This is a genomic window from Streptomyces sp. NPDC021224 (assembly GCF_044332905.1).
Classification (GTDB): domain Bacteria; phylum Actinomycetota; class Actinomycetes; order Streptomycetales; family Streptomycetaceae; genus Actinacidiphila.
Genome location: NZ_JBIRPW010000021.1, coordinates 56,470 through 74,878 on the forward strand (window position 1 = coordinate 56,470; position 18,409 = coordinate 74,878).

18 protein-coding genes and 1 tRNA gene are annotated in these 18,409 nt (G+C 73.1%); 9 read left to right on the forward strand and 10 right to left on the reverse strand.

Translation table 11 applies throughout. From position 1 onward, the window contains the following. The first annotated feature begins 381 nt into the window (after positions 1–381). Together ACH4PY_RS33355 and ACH4PY_RS33360 are read left to right on the forward strand one after the other, a co-directional pair. On the forward strand, positions 382–1,236 hold the full coding sequence (locus ACH4PY_RS33355; protein WP_398191776.1) for a helix-turn-helix domain-containing protein: 855 nt from the start codon (positions 382–384) through the stop codon (positions 1,234–1,236). Positions 1,237–1,252: 16 nt separating this feature from the next. Next, a complete protein-coding gene (locus ACH4PY_RS33360; protein WP_398191779.1) occupies positions 1,253–1,447 on the forward strand; it encodes a DUF397 domain-containing protein in 195 nt (64 codons plus the stop codon). Between the two features lie 18 nt (positions 1,448–1,465). On the opposite strand, the gene ACH4PY_RS33365 is transcribed toward ACH4PY_RS33360, so the two are convergent. The 3 genes from ACH4PY_RS33365 to ACH4PY_RS33375 form a co-directional block, all read right to left on the reverse strand. Then, complete coding sequence (locus ACH4PY_RS33365) at positions 1,466–2,104, reverse strand: hypothetical protein (RefSeq protein ID WP_398191782.1); 639 nt, start codon at positions 2,102–2,104, stop codon at positions 1,466–1,468. Next, positions 2,101–2,787, reverse strand: coding sequence for a hypothetical protein (locus ACH4PY_RS33370; protein WP_398191785.1), 687 nt, complete (start codon positions 2,785–2,787; stop codon positions 2,101–2,103). The genes ACH4PY_RS33365 and ACH4PY_RS33370 overlap by 4 nt, the downstream gene beginning before the upstream one ends. A 94-nt stretch (positions 2,788–2,881) precedes the next feature. Continuing rightward, complete coding sequence (locus ACH4PY_RS33375) at positions 2,882–4,933, reverse strand: MFS transporter (protein WP_398191788.1); 2,052 nt, start codon at positions 4,931–4,933, stop codon at positions 2,882–2,884. 234 nt (positions 4,934–5,167) lie between these two features. Here ACH4PY_RS33375 and ACH4PY_RS33380 point away from each other — a divergent pair, with 234 nt between their 5' ends. The 3 genes from ACH4PY_RS33380 to ACH4PY_RS33390 all read left to right on the forward strand — a co-directional run bounded on the left by ACH4PY_RS33380 (position 5,168) and on the right by ACH4PY_RS33390 (position 8,097). Beyond that, complete coding sequence (locus tag ACH4PY_RS33380) at positions 5,168–6,265, forward strand: peptidoglycan-binding protein (protein ID WP_398191791.1); 1,098 nt, start codon at positions 5,168–5,170, stop codon at positions 6,263–6,265. A gap of 509 nt (positions 6,266–6,774) precedes the next feature. Continuing rightward, positions 6,775–7,332 carry a hypothetical protein gene (locus tag ACH4PY_RS33385; protein ID WP_398191794.1) on the forward strand — a complete coding sequence of 186 codons (558 nt, stop codon included), beginning with the start codon at positions 6,775–6,777 and terminating at the stop codon, positions 7,330–7,332. Positions 7,333–7,443: 111 nt separating this feature from the next. Further along, positions 7,444–8,097 carry an HAD-IA family hydrolase gene (locus ACH4PY_RS33390; RefSeq protein WP_398191797.1) on the forward strand — a complete coding sequence of 218 codons (654 nt, stop codon included), beginning with the start codon at positions 7,444–7,446 and terminating at the stop codon, positions 8,095–8,097. Here ACH4PY_RS33390 and ACH4PY_RS33395 read toward each other — a convergent pair whose 3' ends face one another. Then, positions 8,098–8,679 (reverse strand): TMEM165/GDT1 family protein, encoded by a 582-nt coding sequence (locus ACH4PY_RS33395; RefSeq protein WP_398191800.1) that lies wholly within the window; start codon positions 8,677–8,679, stop codon positions 8,098–8,100. It abuts the gene before it with no gap. Between the two features lie 602 nt (positions 8,680–9,281). On the opposite strand from ACH4PY_RS33395, the gene ACH4PY_RS33400 reads away from it, so the two are divergent. After that, positions 9,282–9,968 (forward strand): DedA family protein, encoded by a 687-nt coding sequence (locus ACH4PY_RS33400; RefSeq protein WP_398191803.1) that lies wholly within the window; start codon positions 9,282–9,284, stop codon positions 9,966–9,968. A gap of 287 nt (positions 9,969–10,255) precedes the next feature. Beyond that, on the forward strand, positions 10,256–11,674 hold the full coding sequence (locus ACH4PY_RS33405) for a family 2B encapsulin nanocompartment shell protein (RefSeq protein ID WP_398191806.1): 1,419 nt from the start codon (positions 10,256–10,258) through the stop codon (positions 11,672–11,674). 191 nt (positions 11,675–11,865) lie between these two features. Here ACH4PY_RS33405 and ACH4PY_RS33410 read toward each other — a convergent pair whose 3' ends face one another. The 5 genes from ACH4PY_RS33410 to ACH4PY_RS33430 form a co-directional block, all read right to left on the reverse strand. Beyond that, positions 11,866–12,618, reverse strand: coding sequence for a hypothetical protein (locus ACH4PY_RS33410; RefSeq protein ID WP_398191809.1), 753 nt, complete (start codon positions 12,616–12,618; stop codon positions 11,866–11,868). 19 nt (positions 12,619–12,637) lie between these two features. After that, entirely contained in the window at positions 12,638–12,904 is a 267-nt protein-coding gene (locus tag ACH4PY_RS33415) for a hypothetical protein (protein ID WP_398191811.1), read from the reverse strand. A 1,069-nt stretch (positions 12,905–13,973) separates the two neighbouring features. Beyond that, entirely contained in the window at positions 13,974–15,278 is a 1,305-nt protein-coding gene (locus ACH4PY_RS33420) for an RNA polymerase sigma factor (RefSeq protein WP_398191813.1), read from the reverse strand. After that, the gene (locus ACH4PY_RS33425) at positions 15,278–15,697 is read right to left on the reverse strand and encodes a YciI family protein (RefSeq protein WP_398191816.1); all 420 of its coding nucleotides are present in this window, start codon (positions 15,695–15,697) and stop codon (positions 15,278–15,280) included. The genes ACH4PY_RS33420 and ACH4PY_RS33425 overlap by 1 nt, the downstream gene beginning before the upstream one ends. A gap of 195 nt (positions 15,698–15,892) precedes the next feature. After that, positions 15,893–15,964 (reverse strand) — tRNA-Val (locus ACH4PY_RS33430). A gap of 6 nt (positions 15,965–15,970) precedes the next feature. On the opposite strand from ACH4PY_RS33430, the gene ACH4PY_RS33435 reads away from it, so the two are divergent. After that, positions 15,971–17,377, forward strand: a complete 1,407-nt coding sequence (locus ACH4PY_RS33435) for a hypothetical protein (protein WP_398191819.1) — start codon at positions 15,971–15,973, stop codon at positions 17,375–17,377. A gap of 75 nt (positions 17,378–17,452) precedes the next feature. Here ACH4PY_RS33435 and ACH4PY_RS33440 read toward each other — a convergent pair whose 3' ends face one another. After that, on the reverse strand, positions 17,453–17,683 hold the full coding sequence (locus ACH4PY_RS33440) for a zinc ribbon domain-containing protein (RefSeq protein ID WP_398191822.1): 231 nt from the start codon (positions 17,681–17,683) through the stop codon (positions 17,453–17,455). A 98-nt stretch (positions 17,684–17,781) separates the two neighbouring features. On the opposite strand from ACH4PY_RS33440, the gene ACH4PY_RS33445 reads away from it, so the two are divergent. After that, entirely contained in the window at positions 17,782–18,324 is a 543-nt protein-coding gene (locus tag ACH4PY_RS33445; protein WP_398191825.1) for a DUF4383 domain-containing protein, read from the forward strand. The last annotated feature ends 85 nt before the right edge of the window (positions 18,325–18,409 follow it).

Sequence of the window (18,409 nt, forward strand, 5' to 3'; positions counted from 1 at the left end):
GGCGGGCGCGTCGGCGTAGTCCCGCGGGCGGTCGCGGGCGGTGGTCGCGGGTGCGACCGGAGGGGATGTCAACTGCCGTGCGGCGTAGGGGCGTCAACGCGCCGCCCGGCGGAACGGACGCCGTCCGGCTGATGTTCCTCGGCCATTCGGGGGCCTCCCGGGACCCGCTGTGGGCTGCACCGTGCGAAAAGACCACAGCAACCGCGTACCCCGTCAACACCCCTACGTCATAAGGGAGTTGACTGTCCGAAGACGTATGTACCGCCGAACCTTATGGGGCAATACTGCCCCTCTGCAACCTTGTCGCCGAAATTTCCAGAAACGATCTGGACCCGGCGTGAGCGGAACGGCACACTCGAACCAGAGTCAAGAAGGGACACCATGCCGCTCAGAAGCACCGCAACCGCCCGTCAGGAGCGCCTCGGTGCGGAGCTACGGAAGATGCGCGAGGCAGCCGGAATCACGGCCCGCGACACCGCCCGTCTGCTCGGCACCGACCCGGCCAAGGTCAGCCACATCGAGGCCGGACGGCTCGGCGTCAGCGAGGAGCGGCTGCGGCGCCTCGCGTCGTTCTACCAGTGCGGTGACGAGGCCCTCATCGACGCGCTGGTCGTGATGGCCAACGGCATCGGCCGCAAGGGCTGGTGGGAGGCCTACCGGGGGGTCGTGCCGGCCCCGCTGCTGGACATCGCCGAGCTGGAGTTCCACGGCACCGCGATGCGCGCCGTCCAGATCACCCACATCCCCGGTGTCTTCCAGACCGAGGACTACACCCGCACCATGTTCAGCAACACCGTCCTGCCGCTGCCCCAGGCCGAGTTGGAGGCCCGTGTGGCCCACCGGCTGGAGCGCAGCGGCGTCCTCTACCGCGACTCGGGGGCTCCGTACGAGGCGGTGATCCACGAGGCGGCGCTGCGGATGGGGTACGGCGGCCCCAAGATCGCCCGAGCGCAGCTCGACCATCTGCTGGAGCTGAGCCACCTGCCGCGGATAAGCGTCCGGGTCGTGCCGTTCGCGACCCACGCGTACTTCAGCTCCGGCCACGTGCACCTGTACGTGTGCGGCGCCGTACCCGCCCTCGACACGGTGCAGATGGACTCCTCGCCCGGCCCGATCTTCCTGCACGCCGCGCCCCACCTGGCCAACTACCGCGTCATCCACCAGCGTCTCGCCGCGGCCGCGCTCGACGAGTCCCCGTCACGGGACTTCATCCACGCCGTCGCCCGAGACCTCTGACATCCGAAGGCAGCCGATGACCGCGCATACCACGTCCTGGCAGAAATCCACGTACTCGAACGATTCGGGCGATTGTGTGGAGGTCGCCGTCTCGGCGGGTGGCGCGGTACTGATACGCGAAAGCGACGAACCGGGCGTCGTGCTGTCCACGACGCCCGGCGCGCTGGCGCGCTTCCTTCAGGCGATCAAGCGCGGCTCCGGCGCCTCCTGACGCCTCCCGGCGCGCCGGTCACGGCGTGGGGAGGGCGAGGAGGTGGGAGGTCAGGGCACGGTACCGGCGCAGGGCCAGACGCAGGGCCTCCGTGTCGCTGCCGCCCTGCGCCACCGCGGCCCGCGCACCGGCGACGGCACGCTCGGCCTGCTCCAGCGCCGTGGCGAGCACCTTCTCCGCCTCGCCGACCGCCGACTTCGGCTCGTCGACGAAGCTGACCACCGCCTTCTGCATCCGCTGCTCCAGCGCGTCCCCCGTACCGCCCGGCTGGGCGGACGGCGTACGGCGGTCGGCGGAGGCGGGCGCGGTGGCCGGGGCGGAGGCGGGCGGAGCGGAGGCGGGCGGAGCGGCAGGGCGCTCCGGTGTCTCGCGCGACCCGGACGTCTCGGCCGCCTCGGGCGCCTTGCGCATGTCCCGTCGGTCGGTGGTCCCGCGCGCCTCGGACGTCATGGGGGTCTCGCGCGTCTCGCGTGCCTCGGACGCCCTGGTGGACGTCTCGCGTGCCTCGGGCACCGGGGGCACCCCGCGCGCGCCGGACGCCTTGCGGGTGTCGCGCGCCTCGGACGTCTCACGCGCCTCGTGCGTCTCGCGTGCCTCGGCAGCCTCGGAGGTCTCGGACGTCTCGGTCGTGTTCGGCTTCGTGTGCGTGTCGGTCATCGTTCCATCCCCGTTCCCGTCGTCGTCCGGTCCCGCGCGGTCAGCGCGGAGAACCGCTTGCCGAGCGGCGCCTTCTCGGAGCCGTCCGTTACCTCGTCGGCCTCGTAGGCCTTGTCGGCCTCGTCCGCGCCTCCGGCCCGCTCCGCGGGCACGGCCGCCGCCCCGAGCAGCTGCTCGAACAGGCCGCGCGCGGCCACGAGCGCGGTACGGCGCCCCTCGGTGTCGAGGGAGGCGTCGGTCGCCGCGGTGTGCGCGTCGCGGTAGCCCTGGACGTGGTAGGGGTGGTGGACGGAGAGCGCGTCGAGGTGCTCGGGCGAGTCCGCCGGGGGGTAGCCGCACTCGACGGCGAGTTCGCCGACGACGGTTTCCGCCTCGGCGAGCGCGGCACTCGGGTCGTCGACGAACTGCCCCTGGATCGCGGTCCAGCGCCCCGCGTACCGCTGCCGTGCGTTGTCGTCGAGCGACGTCCGCTCCATGTCGCGGTAGCGCTTGACGCGCCCGGCGAGTTCACGGCGGGCCGCCCGCGCGTCGCCGTCGTGCAGGGCGAGGGTGCGCTCGTACTCGGGGCCGAACCGCCGCTTCACGCCGGGTCCCGCGCCGCCGCCCTTGAGCAGGACGGCCGCGACTGCCGCGGCGATGACGACGATCGCCGCCACGAGGGCGATGATCGTTCCTGTGGACATGGTCTGCTCCCGTCTGTCCCGGTGTGGGCCTCAGACGTTCGGCTTGCCGCCATTCCGCCGCGCAAACCCGTAACAGCCCGCCCCCGCCGGGCGGTTACGCCTCCGTGCGGTAGGAGCCGCTGCGGGCGGCGGTCCGCGGTTCCGGGCGGTCGGCGTCGCCGCCGCACAGCTCGCTGCTGAGTTTGCGGACGAGCGCGGCCAGTTCGGCGTGCCCGGCCGGGTCCCAGTCGCCGAGGAGTCCGGCGAGGACGGAGCGGCGGGCCTCGGTGAGCTGCTCGGTGAGGGCGACGCCGGAAGCGGTGAGCACGAGCGGGTTGCCGGACCGTACGGCGTAGCCGCCGGCCTCCGCCTCGACCGCGGCGGTCTCGATCAGCTCGCTGGGCACGGTGGTGCGGCGGGCGAGTTCGACGGGGTCGGCGCTGCCGTCGTGGGCGATCCGCAGCAGCAGCCAGCTGGTGGCGGGATGGATGTCGACGCCCGCGAGCCGGGTGATGCGCTGGTAGAGGTCGCGCCGGGCGTCCCGGCTGCCGAGCAGCGACAGGCAGCGGGCGATCTCGTCGAGCGAGGAGCGCTCCACGGGGTTGACGCCTACCGTCTCGCCGCCGTCGGGCACGGTGACGCTGCCGCGCAGCGGCTGCTCCTTGAGCAGCCAGGCCATGACGAAGCCGAGCGCGGCGACCGGGATCGCCCACAGGAAGACGGTCGTGATGGCCTGCGAGTACGCGTGCAGCACGGGCCCCTTGACGCTCGGCGGCAGCCCGCCGATGGCCTTGGGGTCGGCCTGGAGGCGCGCCGGGTCGAAGCCGGGCGGTACGGGAAGGCCGCGCAGCGCCGCGGTGAGCTTGTCGGAGAGCTGGTTGGTGAAGACGGTGCCGAAGACGGAGACGCCGAAGGAGGCGCCGATGGAGCGGAAGAAGGTCGCACCGGAGGTCGCGGCGCCGAGGTCCTCGTAGCCGACGGCGTTCTGCACGGCGAGCACGAGCACCTGCATGACCATGCCGAGGCCGAGGCCGAAGACGAAGAAGTACAGGCTCATCACCCAGGTGGCGGTGTGCTCGTCGAGGGTGTGCAGGAGCAGCAGCCCGATCGCGGTGACGGCGGTGCCGAGGATGGGGAAGATCTTGTACCGGCCGGTACGGCTGACGATCTGCCCGGAGACCGTGGACGCCAGCAGCAGGCCGACGACCATCGGGATCATGTGCACACCCGACAGCGTCGGCGAGTAGCCGTGCACGACCTGGAGGAAGGTCGGCAGGTAGGTCATCGCGCCGAACATGGCGAAGCCGATGATGAAGGAGATCACCGAGCAGACCACGAACGTCCGCACCCGGAACAGCTTCGGCGGCAGCACCGGCTCCTGCGCGCGCCGCTCGATGACGACGAACGCGACGACCAGCAGCACCCCGGCCGCGGCCAGCGCGATGATCGACGGCGACCCCCAGGAGAGCGTGGTGCCGCCGAGCGAGGTGACCAGCACCAGGCAGGTCGCGGCGGCGGCGACGGTGGCCATGCCCAGGTAGTCGATGCGGTGCGAGGTGCGGCGGGCGGGGATGTGCAGCACGGCGGCGATGACGGCGAGCGCGACGACACCGATGGGCAGGTTGACGTAGAAGACCCAGCGCCAGGACAGCTGCTCGGTGAACACCCCGCCCAGCAGCGGCCCCAGCACGCTCGCCGCACCGAAGACACCGCCGAAGACGCCCTGGTAGCGGCCGCGGTCGCGGGGCGGCACGATGTCGCCGACGATCGCCATGGACAGCGCGATCAGCCCGCCGCCGCCCAGGCCCTGGAGCGCCCGGAAGGCGATCAGCTCCCCCATGCTCTGCGCGACACCGCACAGCGCCGAGCCGATCAGGAAGATCACGATGACGGTCTGGAAGAGCCGCTTCCGGCCGTACATGTCGCCGAGCTTGCCCCACAGCGGGGTCGCGGCGGTCGAGGCGAGCAGGTAGGCGGTGACGACCCAGGACAGGTGGTCGATGCCGCCCAGTTCGCTGACGATGGTCGGCAGCGCGGTCGACACGATCGTCTGGTCCAGGGCGGCGAGCAGCAGTCCGAGGGCGAGCGCCCCGATGGCGATCCGCACCTGCCGCCGGTCCTGGCCTTCCCCCGGCGCGACCGCCGTGGTGCTGGTGTCCTGCGCCATCAACGGCTCCTCGCGTCGCCCCCCGACGGTCGGACTCCCATATTCACACCATTGGTACGGCTTTGGCCTGCGGGAGTGCGCCACTGGGGAGGGACCGGCTGTGCGGCGGCATGGTGTGTCGGCATAATCACTGACACGTCTTTGCGAACGCGCGAACGACGGCAGGAGGGGAACCCAGTGGCGCCGCAGCAGCCGCACCGAGCAGCCGGTTCGTACGAGCCCGTGGAAGACGGTGTGACCGATGTGACGGGGGGGCCGGGCGGTGCGCGCGGCCAGGTCATCGAGGGCACGGTCGTCTCCGCGGGCGGCGGTGGGTACGCCGCCGAACGCTCCGCGGGGTACGGCGGGGAGTACGGCGCCGGGCGGGCCGCCGAGCGGTCGGCCGAACGCGCCGCCGCGCTCGCCGTGACCGAGGGCTTCCACCCGCTGCGGGTACGCCCCTACGTCGGGCCCTCCGACGACGGCACCGCCGCCGGTACGACCGCGCGCGCCCTCATCGACGTCGACCCGGACGGCGGCCCCGCCACCACCGACCTCGGCCTCTTCCCCACGGCCTACGCCGAGATGGAAGCGGCCGAGGAATACCCCACGGGAGGCCCCACCGGGCACGGTGCGCTGCTCGCGGAGGACGGCGGGGCGGTTCCGGACCTCTACGAGCCGTCCGCCGCGGGCGCTGCCGCCGCTGCCGCTGCCGCGCACGGGCGGCACCGGCGCAGGCGGCGCGGCATCGTCGTGGCCGCCGCCGCGGTCGCCGCGTCCGCGCTCGCCGCCGGGGCGGTCGCCGTGACCGGCTCGGTCATGGGCGAGGAGAACGGCGGGACGCGAGCACTGCCCGAGCCGTCCGCCGCGACGCCCGACGTCACCCTGCCCGCGGACGCGGCGCCGGGCGCCGCGTCCGAGCCCGTCGCCGTCACGCACACGCCGCCGATGCGGGCGACGACCTCACCCGCGCCCCGGCTCGCGCCGAAGGCGTCCGCGACGCCCACCGTGGCCGCCACGACCGCGCCGCCGTCCGCCACGGCGACGGTGAGCGCGCCGCCGCCCTCGCAGAGCGCCTCGCCACCGGTGACGGCTCCGCCGTCGGACGGCGGGACGTTGCGGCTCGGCGCGAGCGGGGCGGAGGTCAGCGACCTCCAGCAGCGGTTGACCCAGGTGTGGGTCTACGCCGGGCCCGTCAGCGGCACGTACGACCGGGCGACGGAGCGTGCGGTGGCGACGTTCCAGATCTGGTACGGCGTCCAGGGCGACCCCGCGGGCGTCTACGGTCCGGCGACGCGCTCGGCGCTGATGTCTGCGACGGCGTCCTCGGGGAACGGGCACCATCGCTGGTAGCTCTTTGCGGGGGCGCTCCGGGGGGCTTGTCGCGGTGCGTTGTGCGACCTCGCGGTGGGTGGGTGGCTGGTCGCGCAGTTCTCCCCCAGAGCTTCGCCTGGGAGGTGCCCCCACGCGCCCCCTTTCGCGGCGCCGCCGTCGCTGGGTCGGGGGCCGCCACGGGGCACCTCCTCGGAATGCGCCTTCACCCTCACCCGTAGTAGGTGAGCCCCTCCCAGCGCATTCCTGCGGGGGCACCCCGCACCGTCCCCCTCCAGGCCGGTTCAGCGGCTGCCTGCCGGTGGGGGTGAGGTTGAGGGTGCTCGTTTTTAGGGGCGCGGGGAACTGTGCGACAAGCCCCCACCGGGGCGAGGGCGAACTGCCACCGCAAGTGGCAACCACCCAGGGGCGCGTGGGGGTACCCCCAACGGAGCGACAAGCCCCCACCGGCGGACGGTCGCGCGGCGAACCGCAACAGGCCCCCCCGGGGCGCAAGGGGCGGCGTAAAAGAAGGGGCTAGGGTCAGGGCGATGGCGCCCTATGGAGTGGACGAGTTTCAGCTCATGCTGTTGCGGCGCATGGCGGATCACCAGCCGGGACTGGTGGACGACGCCCTGCGCGCGCTGAGCGCCTCCCACGCGGACCTGCGGGCCGCGCACAACGGGTGGCAGGCGCGACTGCGATCCCGCACGCATCCGGGGGGTGCCCGGCGGTACCGGATGGCGCTGGGGCCTCCCGAGCGGGAGGTGGAGCGGCGGATCGGTGATCTGACGTGCACCGCACTGCTGTGGCCCCTGCCGTTGTGGCCGGACCTGCGGTTCGAGGTGTTGTGCGCGCCGGGCGGCGGGGTGTGGAACGAGTGGCTGGTCCGCGCGCCGGGCGCGGCTCGTCCGGCGCTGGGCCGTACCGCGGATCTGGAGCCGTGGTCGTGCGTCGTCGAGGACGTGGCGCGGGCGTTTCCGCCGACCGAGCCGCTGCCGCCGGACGCGCCGAGCCGCGCCCGGCTCGCGCTGACGGCGCCGGAGACCGGCGAGCGGCTGGTCGCGCATTTCACGTGGGGCCTGCTGCAGTACGTCGCGGATCGCTGAGCAGCGCGTTTGTGGTACCGCCCATCCGTTTGTATCGTATGGGAACAAAGTGGTTCCGCCCGCTTCCCCTGACCGGCGGGCGGAGCCACTGCGCCACGTCGAGGGAGAACCATGCCGTCCGTCTTCACCGTCCGCGCCCTGCTCCTCGACATGGACGGCACGCTGGTCGACTCCGGCGCGGTGGTGGAGCGCTGCTGGTCGCGCTTCGCGCACCGGCACGGGCTGGAGCCCGCGGCCGTTCTCGCGGTCGTGCACGGACGGCAGGGGCACGCCACGATGGCCGAGCTGCTGCCGGACCGCCCGATGGCGGAGAACTACGCGGAGAACGCGGTCATGCTGGCCGAGGAGACCGCCGATCTCGACGGTGTCGTCCCGGTCCCCGGCGCCCCCGCGTTCCTCGCCTCACTCGCGGGGCTCCCGCACGCGCTGGTGACGTCGGCGAGCGACGGTCTGGCGCGGGCCCGTATGGAGGCGTCCGCGCTGCCGCTGCCGCCGGTCATGGTGACCGCGGAGCGGGTCGGCGCGAGCAAGCCGGATCCGGAGGGCTTCCTGAAGGGCGCCGCCGAGCTGGGCTTCGCGCCCGCCGAGTGCCTGGTCTTCGAGGACGCCGAGGTCGGTGTCGCGGCGGCGCGCGCCGGGGGGATGCCGGTCGTCGGTGTGGGTCCGCGCGCGGCGGCGTACGGGCCGGACGCGCTCGCCGCCACGCTGCTGGACGTGACGGTCACCGCAGGCCCGGAGGGCCTGCTCACGGTGACCGTCGGATAGTCAGCCGGCGATCGCCTCGTAGAGGCTGAAGACCGCGAGCACCGCCATGGCGGCGGCGGCGATCTTGGTGATGAGCGTGAGCGGCACCTTCTTCATGAGCATCCGCCCGCCGAAGATGCCGAGCGCACCGACCGCCCACAGGCCGAGGACCGCGCCGATGCCGACGGAGAGCGGGTTGTCGTAGCGGGCGGCGAGGTTCGCGGTCATGATCTGCGTCAGGTCGCCGAACTCGGCGACCAGGATGAGCATGAAGCCCGCGCCCGCGACCTTCCAGAAGCTCTGGTCGGCGGGCGCCTTGACGTTCTCCTCGTCCTCCGGCTTGGAGCGCAGCAGCATCACCGCGCCGCCGAGGAAGAGGACGCCGACGATCGCCTGGAGCAGGCGGTGCGGGAGCAGCGTGAGCAGGCTGCCGGCGGCGATGGCGAGCGCGACGTGGACCAGGAAGGCCGCGGCGACGCCCGCGAAGACGTACGACGCCCGGTAGCGGGTGCCGAGCATGAGACTCGCGAGGGCGGTCTTGTCGGGGAGTTCGGCCAGGAAGATCACGCCGAAGACGACGACGATGACGGTCAGGCTGAGCACGGGTCGGTTTCCTCGATCGGTAGGGGCGCCCTGCCGAGAGACCGGAAAAAGGGGGTCGCTTCGGCACGGCAGCGTCGGAACACTGCGGCCGAAGGTCTCGCTGGCGGTGCGCATCGCGTGCGATGCCCCACCGCTCCGGGCGCCGGCCAGGTCGCCTGCCGCGCCTTACGGCACCGCATACGAACCCGGCAGTATGTCGACGGTCCGGCGAAGAGCTACTCCCCTTCTGCTGCCCACCAGTGTACGGGACCCCGGACCTGGGCATATCCCGGGCACAGGAGTGGAACGGCGGCGGCGCGGGCCGTAACGATGCGGTATCGGCGGCACTTGGGGCGGAGCGGGAACGTTGCTTCAGGAGGTATTCCTGTCGTGACAAGGTCGTGATTGTCTCGTACGTCACTCACCCTGACCGGTACCGCCCGGCCATGCTGGCGTACGCTGTACGGCTGACGGCGGATGAAGATCCGCCGGCGTTGACGCAAGACCGGCACTGAGCGTTCACAAGGCCCTGACCTGTGCGAATGGTCAGGATCGATTCGTCATTGCAGGACCTGACAGGACCCGGAAGCGACATGTAGGACCGGCAAGGACGAGGAGGCGCGGTGCTGCAAGGCCTGGGCTCTCTTTTCGAGTGGCCGTGGATCTATCTGCTCGTCGCACTGTCCGTGCTGCTCGACGTCTTCGTGCCGGTGCTGCCCAGCGGTGTGCTGGTGGTGAGCGCGGCGACCGCCGGTTCGACCGGCTCCAGCGACGACATACTCGACGTGGTGGCGCTGCTCGCCTGCGCCGCCATCGCGTCCTGCCTCGGGGATCTGCTCGCCTACCGGCTCGCCTTCCGCGGCGGGGAGTGGTTCGCCCGCCGGATGGCCGCCTCCCGGCGACTGACGGCCGCGCACGACCGGCTCGGCCAGGTGCTGGCGAGCGGTGGCGGCGCCCTGGTCGTCCTCGCCCGTTTCGCGCCCGCGGGCCGCAGTGTGGTGAGCCTCGGCGCGGGTACGGCCCGCCGCCGGCCGCGTGAGTTCCTGCCGTGGTCGGCCCTCGCCGGGGTCTGCTGGGCCACCTACAGCGTGGGCCTGGGCTGGGTCGGCGGCGAGTGGCTGGGCGCGAGCTGGCTGGGCACGCTGATGTCCTTCGTCGCGCTGCTGGGCGCGGGTGTCTTCGCCGCGTACGTCTTCCGCCGCGAGCGGCGCTCGGCGCTGGCCGCCGCGAGCTACGCGGCCGTGCCGCTCACGATCCCGCCGCAGAGCGCCGCGGGTCCGGACCGCACCTCGGTCGTCGAGGCCCTGTAGCAGCCCGGCAGGGCGCCGTGGAGCCCCGCGCGGGCCCCGGAGCGCACGCCGGGCGGCCGACCGCGTCGCGCGCCTGCCGTTCGCGCCCCCTCTCCGCCTTTCACCACCCGGCGCCACCCTGCTCCGCCCGTCCTGCACGGCTGTCCGCAGGGGCAGTTGTGCAGGCGTTTTCCGTTGCTCTCCCCCACCCGCCGTCAAAGTATTCTCACTCGATACGGCAATAGTCAGCACGCAGCGTCACCGAAAGAATGCTCCCGTATCACCCCCATACGGGAAGGACAGGCACCATGTCGGTAGATGCGGGCCAGGACACCGCACTCGGCAACTCCCCGGATGACGCGCGGACGAGCCTTGACACGGCCGCCGCGCGGAATCTGGCCACGACCACGAAGTCCGCGCCCCAGATGCAGGGGATCTCGTCCAGGTGGCTGCTGAAGGCGCTGCCCTGGGTGAACGTCAACGCGGGTACGTACCGCGTGAACCGGCGGCTGAGCTACGCCGTCGGGGACGGGCGCGTGACCTTCGTCAAGACCGGGTCGCAGGTCCGGGTCATTCCGCAGGAGCTGGGCGAGATCGCCGCCCTGCGGACCTTCACCGACGAGGAGGTGCTCACCGCCCTCGCCGACCGCTTCGTCCAGCGCGAGTTCGCGCCGGGCGACGTGCTGGCCGCGGCGGGCGAACCGGCCGACACGGTCTACCTGATCGCCCACGGCAAGGTCGACAAGCTCGGCGAGGGCTCCTACGGCGAGGAGAACCGTCTCGGCAGCGTCGCCGACGGCGGGTACTTCGGCGAGCAGGCCCTCCTGTCGGCCGACGCGGCCTGGGACTTCACCGCCCGCGCGGTGACGACCACGACCGTCCTCGCGCTGACGCGGCAGGATCTGGAGCAACTGACCGCCCAGGCCGAGCCGCTGCGTACGCATCTGGACGCGGTGCGCGCGGTCCCGCAGCAGCGCACCAACCGCAAGGGCGAGGCCGACATCGCGTTCGCCTCCGGCCACCGCGGCGAGCCCCGGCTGCCCGGCACCTTCGTCGACTACGAGCTGAAGCCCCGCGAGTACGAACTGAGCGTCGCGCAGACCGTGCTGCGCGTCCACAGCCGCGTCGCGGACCTCTACAACGAGCCGATGAACCAGACCGAGGAGCAGCTCAAGCTGACGGTCGAGGCGCTGCGCGAGCGCCAGGAGCACGAGCTGATCAACAACCCGGAGTTCGGCCTGCTCCACAACGCGGAGTACGACCAGCGCATCCAGCCGCACGCCGGCCCGCCGCTGCCGGACGACCTGGACGAGCTGATCAGCCGCCGCCGCGGCACCCGCTTCCTCTTCGCCCACCCGCGCACGATCGCGGCGATCGCCCGCGAGTGGACACGGGCCGGCATCTACCCCACCCCCGTCGAGCTGCACGGCCACTCCGTGCCCGCCTGGCGCGGCATTCCCATCCTGAGCTGCAACAAGATCCCGGTCACCGAGGCCCGTACGAGCTCGATCATCGCCATCCGTACGGGCGAGGACAACCAGGGCGTCGTCGGCCTCAACCAGACCGGCCTGCCCGACGAGTACTCCCCCGGGCTCAACGTCCGCTTCATGGGCATCGACGAGAAAGCCGTCATCAGCTACCTCGTCAGCACGTACTTCTCGGCCGCGGTCCTGGTGCCGGACGCGCTCGGCGTGCTGGAGAACGTGAACGTGTCCAACTGGGGCTGACCCTCAGCCCACAAGGGGGAGGCCCCGCCGCCGGTCCGGGCGGCGGGGCCTCCCCCTTCGGTTCGCTCCGCACGGGACGGGTCGTGGTCCATGGCCGGGCCTCACAACTGCCCGGTCCGGCGGATCATGCCTCAGCGGACGGGGCCCGACGGGCCGGCTGTCCGTACGTCGCAGGATCCGCCGGACAGGCCCTAACCGAGGATGTCCCGGAGTGCGTCCGCCGAGACGGCGAGTCCGCTGCCGAAGGGCGAGTCGAGGTCCCAGATCAGGAAGAGCAGGAAGGCGATGAGCGCGCTGAACAGCCCGGCGAGCAGCAACTCGCGTGCCGAGCGCCGGATCTGCAGCGTGAAGATCAGGCCGACCGTCACCAGTGCCCCGGTGATCAGGCCGAACCACACCACCGGCGGCATCGTCGCCCCCGCGCTCTGCCCGCGCGCGGTGCGGGCCGCGTCCGCCGCGGCGACCTCGTCCACGAGCGGCTGGTAGGCCTGCGCCTCCAGGTCGGTCTTGGGGTCGTACTGCGTGATGTCGGTACGGACCTGGTCCAGCAACTGGGTGCCGCGCGGCGCGAGGCCGCCGTGGTGGCGCATGTACGGCCACTCCTTCTCGGCGGCGAAGGACGCGTAGGCGTCCACGTCGGCCCGCACCTTGTCGCGAATCGCGGGCGGGTAGACCTGCACCCGCTCCTTGACCTCGTGCAGCGCCTGCGCCTCGGCCTGGACGGTGGACTGCGCTCCGCTCTGGCCCTCCCACACCCCGGCGATGGCCAGGCCCAGCACGATCGCGTAGATCACACCGATCATCATGACCATGTACTCGATGACGTCCGGTGTCTCGTTCGGGTCGTCGTCGTCGCCGATTCTGCGCTGCCGCAGGACGACGATGGCGATCACGACCGCGCAGACCGCGACCATCGCGATCAGCAGGGCCACCCACTGCGTCATATGAACTCCCCCTCGTGTCCTACCGGTTGTTCCTGCGATACGCGCCCGATCCGGGCTTGAGCACGGCCGCTGCCAGCAGCCCCGGCACCGTCGTGACCAGCAGCACGGTCGTGAGCTTGCGGCGGTGCTGCACGGGCGCCGAGGCGGGCACGGGCGGCCGGTCGGGCCAGTGCACGGCGGGCGGCGCGGGTTCGGGCGCGGGTGTGGTCGGTGCCGGTTCCGGCGGCCGGGGGCTCGGTCTCGGCTTGGGCTTCGGGGCGGGCGGGGGCTGGGGGATGGCTCTCACCACCGGTTTCTTCGTGGGTTTCGGCTTCGGGTGCGGTACGGCCGTGGGTTTCGGGGTCGTGGTCGGCGCAGGTGTCGTGGGGGGCGGGGGCGGCGGTGTGGTCGGGGGTGGTGGCGGGGGCGTCGGCCGGTGGCAGTGCAGCGGCGCGGGCCACTTCCACTCCCGGTGCCAGTGCCCGCACCAGTGGAAGGGCCGCGGCAGCTTCGGCGGTTTCGGAAGGTGCGGCGGATGCGACGGGTGCGACGGGTGCGCGGGGTGCGGCGGCCGGGGCTTCGGCGTGTGGTGCGAGGCCGGGACCGCGGGCTCCGGCACCCGGACGCGGACGTCCACCTGCCCGCCGGAGACGCGTACGGAGACGTGTGCGGGGATCCGCACGGAGACGGCGCCCGGGGCGCGCGCGGAGGCGCGTACGGGCGAGGACGGCCGGTCGGCGGGATCGGGCGCGCGCACGGACCCGGGCGGGCGCGGGCGCCCCGGCGCGGCCTCCGCCGCACCGCTGACCCCCCACGCCCCGGCGGCCGCCGTCACCACGGCGACCACCGTCCAGGCCCGCAAGCGCCTCCCTCTGGGAGTGCTCACGCGTTCATGGTCAGCACCGCGCAAGCCACCGCACAGACAGATCGGCGGCATTCCCCGTAAGGGGGACCAAGGCCGTCAAACATACGATCACCTGCTCGAATCCCCCGGTCCGGTGAGCCGCCCACCGGATGATCCACGACGAGGTGCTGCTCGACGGGAGTTCGCGGCCGAGCATGGCCACGTTCGTGACGACGTGGATGGACCCCGAGGCCGAAGCGGCGGCAGCGCAGGCAGGCCGCCGGGCTGCCGGCGGACCGGCCCAACCTGGTCACGGGCTCCGACGTCCAGATCGTCGGCCAGTACTACAACCTCGTACGGCTCGGCCGCGAGGGCTGCACCAAGGTCATGGAGGGTCTGCGGGACACCGCGCGGTTCGTCGCCGACGGCATCTCCGCGCTCGACGCGTTCGAGGCACCGGGCCGCGTCCGGCTTCTCCCACCTGTGACGGCGGCTCCCCGGGGACCGCCCCCGGCGGTCATCCCAGCGGCGGTCATCCCAGCGCGGCCGCCTTGCGCATCAGCACGGACCGCTCGCGGGCGTTGCCGCACAGCCGTGCGGCGAACTCCAGCTCCTCCCGGGCCTCGGCGGTGCGGCCGAGCCGGGCCAGCAGCTCGCCGCGCACGCTCGGCAGCAGATGCGACCCGGACAGCCCCCCGGCGGCGGCCAGCTCGTCCACCATGCGCAGGGCGGGCTCCGGCCCGCTCGCCATGGCGACGGCCACGGCCCGGTTGAGCTGGACCACGGGTGAGGGGGCCACCCGCCCGAGCGCCTCGTAGAGCAGCACGATCCGCTCCCAGTCCGTCTCGCCCACCGAGGCCGCCGTCGCGTGGCAGGCGGCGACGGCGGCCTGCAGCCCGTACGGCCCGAGGCCGCGCCCGGCGCCGCCGGCCCGGCCGAGCGCGGCCAGGCCCCGGCGGATCGCCGAGCGGTCCCAGCGACGCCGGTCCTGGTCCTCCAGCAGCACCGGCTCCCCGTCCGGCCCGGTGCGCGCCGGGAAGCGCGCGGCGGTCAGCTCGAAGAGCGCGAGCAGTCCGTGCGCCTCCGGCTCGGCGGGCAGCAGCGCGGTCAGCGTCCGGGCCAGCCGGACCGCCTCGTAGGCGAGGTCGCGGCGGATCAGCTCGTCGCCCGCCGTGGCCGTCGAGCCCTCGGTGAAGATCACGTACAGGACGCTCAGGACGGCGCCGAGCCGCTCCCGGCGCTCCTCGGCGGGCGGCAGCTCGAAGGGGACGTGCGCGGCCGCGATCGTCTTCTTGGCCCGGGTGATCCGGGCCTGGACGGTCGCGGTGGGCACCAGGAACGCACGGGCGACCTCCTGGCTGGACAGCCCGCCCACCACGCGCAGCGTGAGCGCCACCCGGGCCTCCGGCGACAGCACCGGGTGGCAGGCGGTGAACATCAGCGCGAGGACGTCGTCGTCCACCCGGTCGGGGTCCCACGGCAGGTCGTCCGGCTGCCCGGCGACCGCGTGCACGCCCGAGCTGAACTCGCCCTCGGCCAGCTGCCCGGCGAGCAGCGCGTACCGCTCGTCGAGCGCCGACCGGCGGCGGTAGGCGTCGACGGCCCGCCGCCGCGCGGTCGCGAGCAGCCACCCCACCGGGCTGTCCGGCACCCCGTTTCGCGCCCAGCCGACGAGCGCCTCGGCCAGCGCCTCCTGGGCGACGTCCTCGGCGAGCGCGAAGTCCCCGGTCCAGCGGGCCAGCGCGCCGACGATCCGCGCGGACTCGATCCGCCACACGGCCGAGGCGGCCCGCCGCGCCGCCTCGGCGCCCGGCGGGCCGCCGCCGACCTCGGCCATCAGAGCTGGCCGGTCCGCTCACGCCAGGCCCGCTCCCTGACGATCCACTCGTTGTCCTGCGGGAATTCGTCGATACCCGGCACCCGCCGGATCTCGACCTTCGAACCGGCGGTCGCCGGGAGCCGCTTGGCCCACTCCACCGCCTCCTCCTTCGAGGCGACGTCGATGAGGTAGAAGCCGCCGAACAGCTCCTTGGTCTCCCCGTAGGGCCCGTCGGTGACCACCGGCGTCTCCGCCCCGAAGTCCACGACCACCCCCTGCGACGGGTCGTCCAGCCCCTCCGCGGCGACCAGCACCCCGGCCCGGATCAGCTCCTCGTTGAAGCGCCCCACCGTCTCCAGCATCTCGTCGAAGGGCGTCTCCATCATCTTCGCGACGGATTCGTCCGTCCCGCGCATGATCAGCATGTACTTCGCCATCGTGGCTCTCCTCGTCCGGGGGGTCGCGTCTGTCGACCCTCTCTATCCCAGGTCGAGCGGCGGACGCGCGGATCGACACAGGGCGCGGAAACGGAGCAGGTTTTTTTCTTCCGGTTCCTCTCCGGACTCCTCCGGCGCCGGAACGGGCCGCCGCCGGGGGGGAACCGGACGGCCGGCAGGACCGTCGGTGAGGGGTGGGCGTGGACGGTTTCGAACCGCCGACATCCGCCTTGTAAGGGCGGCGCTCTACCACTGAGCTACACGCCCCGCAGAATGCGACGTCACAGGTTACCCCGCCGCGGGGGCCGGTGGGCAAGGGCATACCCGGGCGCGTACGGGGGTCCCGGGGGCGGGCGGACCGGGCCGTGTGTTCGGGGCGGGTGGGTGGGAGGATGGGACGCGACGGTGTGGGGCGGCGACACGGGGAGAGAGCAAAACGTGACGACGGCACGTTCGTGGTGGCGGCGCGGCGACAACACGCGTGCCGAGGCCCAGGCCGCGAAGGACGCCGCCGCGCAGGCCTTCTACGAGCTGGACACCGCGCAGCGGGAGCTGGAGATCTCCATCGAGACGATCTCGGCGGTCGAGCAGTCCGCCGAGGCCCGCAGGGCACTGTCCGGCTTCGAGGCGCTCAAGAACCGCATCGACGAGGCCAGCGCGGCCTACATCCGCACCGTCGACGCCCACGACCTGGACCGGGACGACCTGGACCACGGCGCCGCCAACCGCGCGATCACCGAGCTGAACCGCGCCAAGGACGACCTGGCGAACGTGCGCAAGGAGCTGGAGCGCTACCAGACGCAGACGGCCCCGCTGCTGGACCGGGCCGAGACCCAGCTGGCCCGGCTCGCCCCGGCCCGTGAGCAGGCCAGGCAGACGCTGCTGGCCGCCAGCCAGGCACTCGACGCCGTACGCGCCGCGGGGCTGGCCGCGGACGACCTCGCGGCCCGGCTCGCGGCGCTCGCCCCCGAGCTGACCAAGCTCAACGAGGGCGCCGCCAAGCACGGCGTCCAGGACACCGTGCGGCGCGCGAACGACATCCGGCTCAAGGCGGAGGCGATCCGGGCCGAGGCCGAGCGGCTGCCGGAGCAGGCCCGGGAGATCGACAAGCGCCTGGTGTCGCTGCGCACCCGGGTACAGGCGCTCGGCACCCGCGCGGAGGGCGTGGCCCCCGTGCTCAGCGAGCTGCGGCGGCGTTTCTCGCTCGCCTGCTGGCAGGACCTCCAGCCGGTGCCGGAGCAGGCCGCGCAGGCCGTACGGCAGGCGGAGGCGACGCTCGCCGAGGCCCGCCGGGCGCGGGACGCCCAGCAGTGGGCGCAGGCCACCGCGAAGCTCGCGACGGTGCGCACGCTCATGGACGACGTGGACGGCGCGGTGGGCGCCGCGCGGGACCGGTTGCAGCGCCTCAACGAGGTCAGCAAGGACCCGAAGGCCGAGGTCGAGCGCACCCGCTTCGCGATCCGGGACGCCCAGCGGCTGGCGATGCAGGGCCGCACCCAGCCCGAGCCGCGGCACGCCCGCCCGCTGGACGAGGCGGTCGCGCGGCTGGACCGGGCGCTGGCCGGGCTGGAGGGGGCGCACCCGGACTACTGGGCGTTCCTGACCGAGACGGCCGCGGTGCGCGAGAAGGTCAACCGTGTGGTGTCCAACATCCGCGAGGACCGCGCGGCCGGCCGCTGAGGAATCCTTTCCCCGGCTTCCCGGCTTCCCGGCTCCCCGGCCCGGGACCCGGCCCCGGGCCGCGTCCGTACGGCGTCAGCTGCAGCAGCCGCCACCGCAGCAGCCGCCTCCGCCGCCCGCGGGGGCCGGGGCGGCCGCGGAACCGCCGGCGGACGAGGCGGTGCCGCCGACCGAGACGGTCGAGAGCAGCTTGACGGTGTCGCCGTGGCCCTGGGGGCAGGGCGCGGGGGCGGCGGACTGCGACATGGGGCGGCGCATCTCGAAGGTCGCGCCGCACGTCTTGCACCGGTATTCGTAACGAGGCATGGCCACAGCGTATCGGGGCCGCGCTGCCGGGCGGCGGTCCCCGGCCTATCCTGGGAAGTGGCGTCCTCGACCGGTCAACCTCCCCGAAGGAGACGCCCATGCAGCTGAACGACCACGTCCCCGTCGACCACCGGCTCAGCCAGGTCTACCGCTTCGGCGCCGGACTGATGGGCCTGATCCTCGTCGTCTTCGGCATCCTCGGCCTGCTCAACCACGTCTCGTTCCTGAACCAGGCGGGTGAGCGCGTCGCGGGCCTGAACTCCAACGGAGCGCTCAGCTCGATCTCGATCGGCGTCGGCGCGCTGCTGTTCGTCGGCATGGTCATCGGCGGCAATTTCGCCTCCACCCTCAACATCTGCGTCGGCGCGGCCTTCCTGATGAGCGGCTTCGTCAACCTGGCGCTGCTGGACACGGACAGCAACCTGCTCGCGTTCAAGATGTCCAACGTGCTCTTCAGCTTCGGGGTGGGGCTGCTGCTGCTCTTCTTCGGCATGTACGGGCGGGTGACGGGCGGTCTCCCGCACGACAACCCGTACTGGCGCAAGCGGCACCCGCAGGAGGCCGCACGCGAGTACGAGGCCCGCGAGAAGGCGGCCGCCCCGCAGCGCCGCCCGCCGCCGCGCGGCATCCCGCAGCACTGATCTCCGCCCCGACGGCGGCACACAGGCCACCGGCCATACGTATGAGGTACGACCGGTGGCCTATGTGCGCGGCAGCCGTGCCGGG

Coding starts and splice junctions, on each gene's coding strand:
- ACH4PY_RS33405 (WP_398191806.1), top strand. CDS start 10,256: ATGTCGGTAGATGCGGGCCAGGACACCGCACTCGGCAACTCCCCGGAT.
- ACH4PY_RS33445 (WP_398191825.1), top strand. CDS start 17,782: ATGCAGCTGAACGACCACGTCCCCGTCGACCACCGGCTCAGCCAGGTC.
- ACH4PY_RS33410 (WP_398191809.1), bottom strand. CDS start 12,618: ATGACGCAGTGGGTGGCCCTGCTGATCGCGATGGTCGCGGTCTGCGCG.
- ACH4PY_RS33390 (WP_398191797.1), top strand. CDS start 7,444: ATGCCGTCCGTCTTCACCGTCCGCGCCCTGCTCCTCGACATGGACGGC.
- ACH4PY_RS33440 (WP_398191822.1), bottom strand. CDS start 17,683: ATGCCTCGTTACGAATACCGGTGCAAGACGTGCGGCGCGACCTTCGAG.
- ACH4PY_RS33365 (WP_398191782.1), bottom strand. CDS start 2,104: ATGACCGACACGCACACGAAGCCGAACACGACCGAGACGTCCGAGACC.
- ACH4PY_RS33360 (WP_398191779.1), top strand. CDS start 1,253: ATGACCGCGCATACCACGTCCTGGCAGAAATCCACGTACTCGAACGAT.
- ACH4PY_RS33355 (WP_398191776.1), top strand. CDS start 382: ATGCCGCTCAGAAGCACCGCAACCGCCCGTCAGGAGCGCCTCGGTGCG.
- ACH4PY_RS33370 (WP_398191785.1), bottom strand. CDS start 2,787: ATGTCCACAGGAACGATCATCGCCCTCGTGGCGGCGATCGTCGTCATC.
- ACH4PY_RS33425 (WP_398191816.1), bottom strand. CDS start 15,697: ATGGCGAAGTACATGCTGATCATGCGCGGGACGGACGAATCCGTCGCG.
- ACH4PY_RS33435 (WP_398191819.1), top strand. CDS start 15,971: ATGCGACGTCACAGGTTACCCCGCCGCGGGGGCCGGTGGGCAAGGGCA.
- ACH4PY_RS33385 (WP_398191794.1), top strand. CDS start 6,775: ATGGCGCCCTATGGAGTGGACGAGTTTCAGCTCATGCTGTTGCGGCGC.
- ACH4PY_RS33420 (WP_398191813.1), bottom strand. CDS start 15,278: ATGGCCGAGGTCGGCGGCGGCCCGCCGGGCGCCGAGGCGGCGCGGCGG.
- ACH4PY_RS33375 (WP_398191788.1), bottom strand. CDS start 4,933: ATGGCGCAGGACACCAGCACCACGGCGGTCGCGCCGGGGGAAGGCCAG.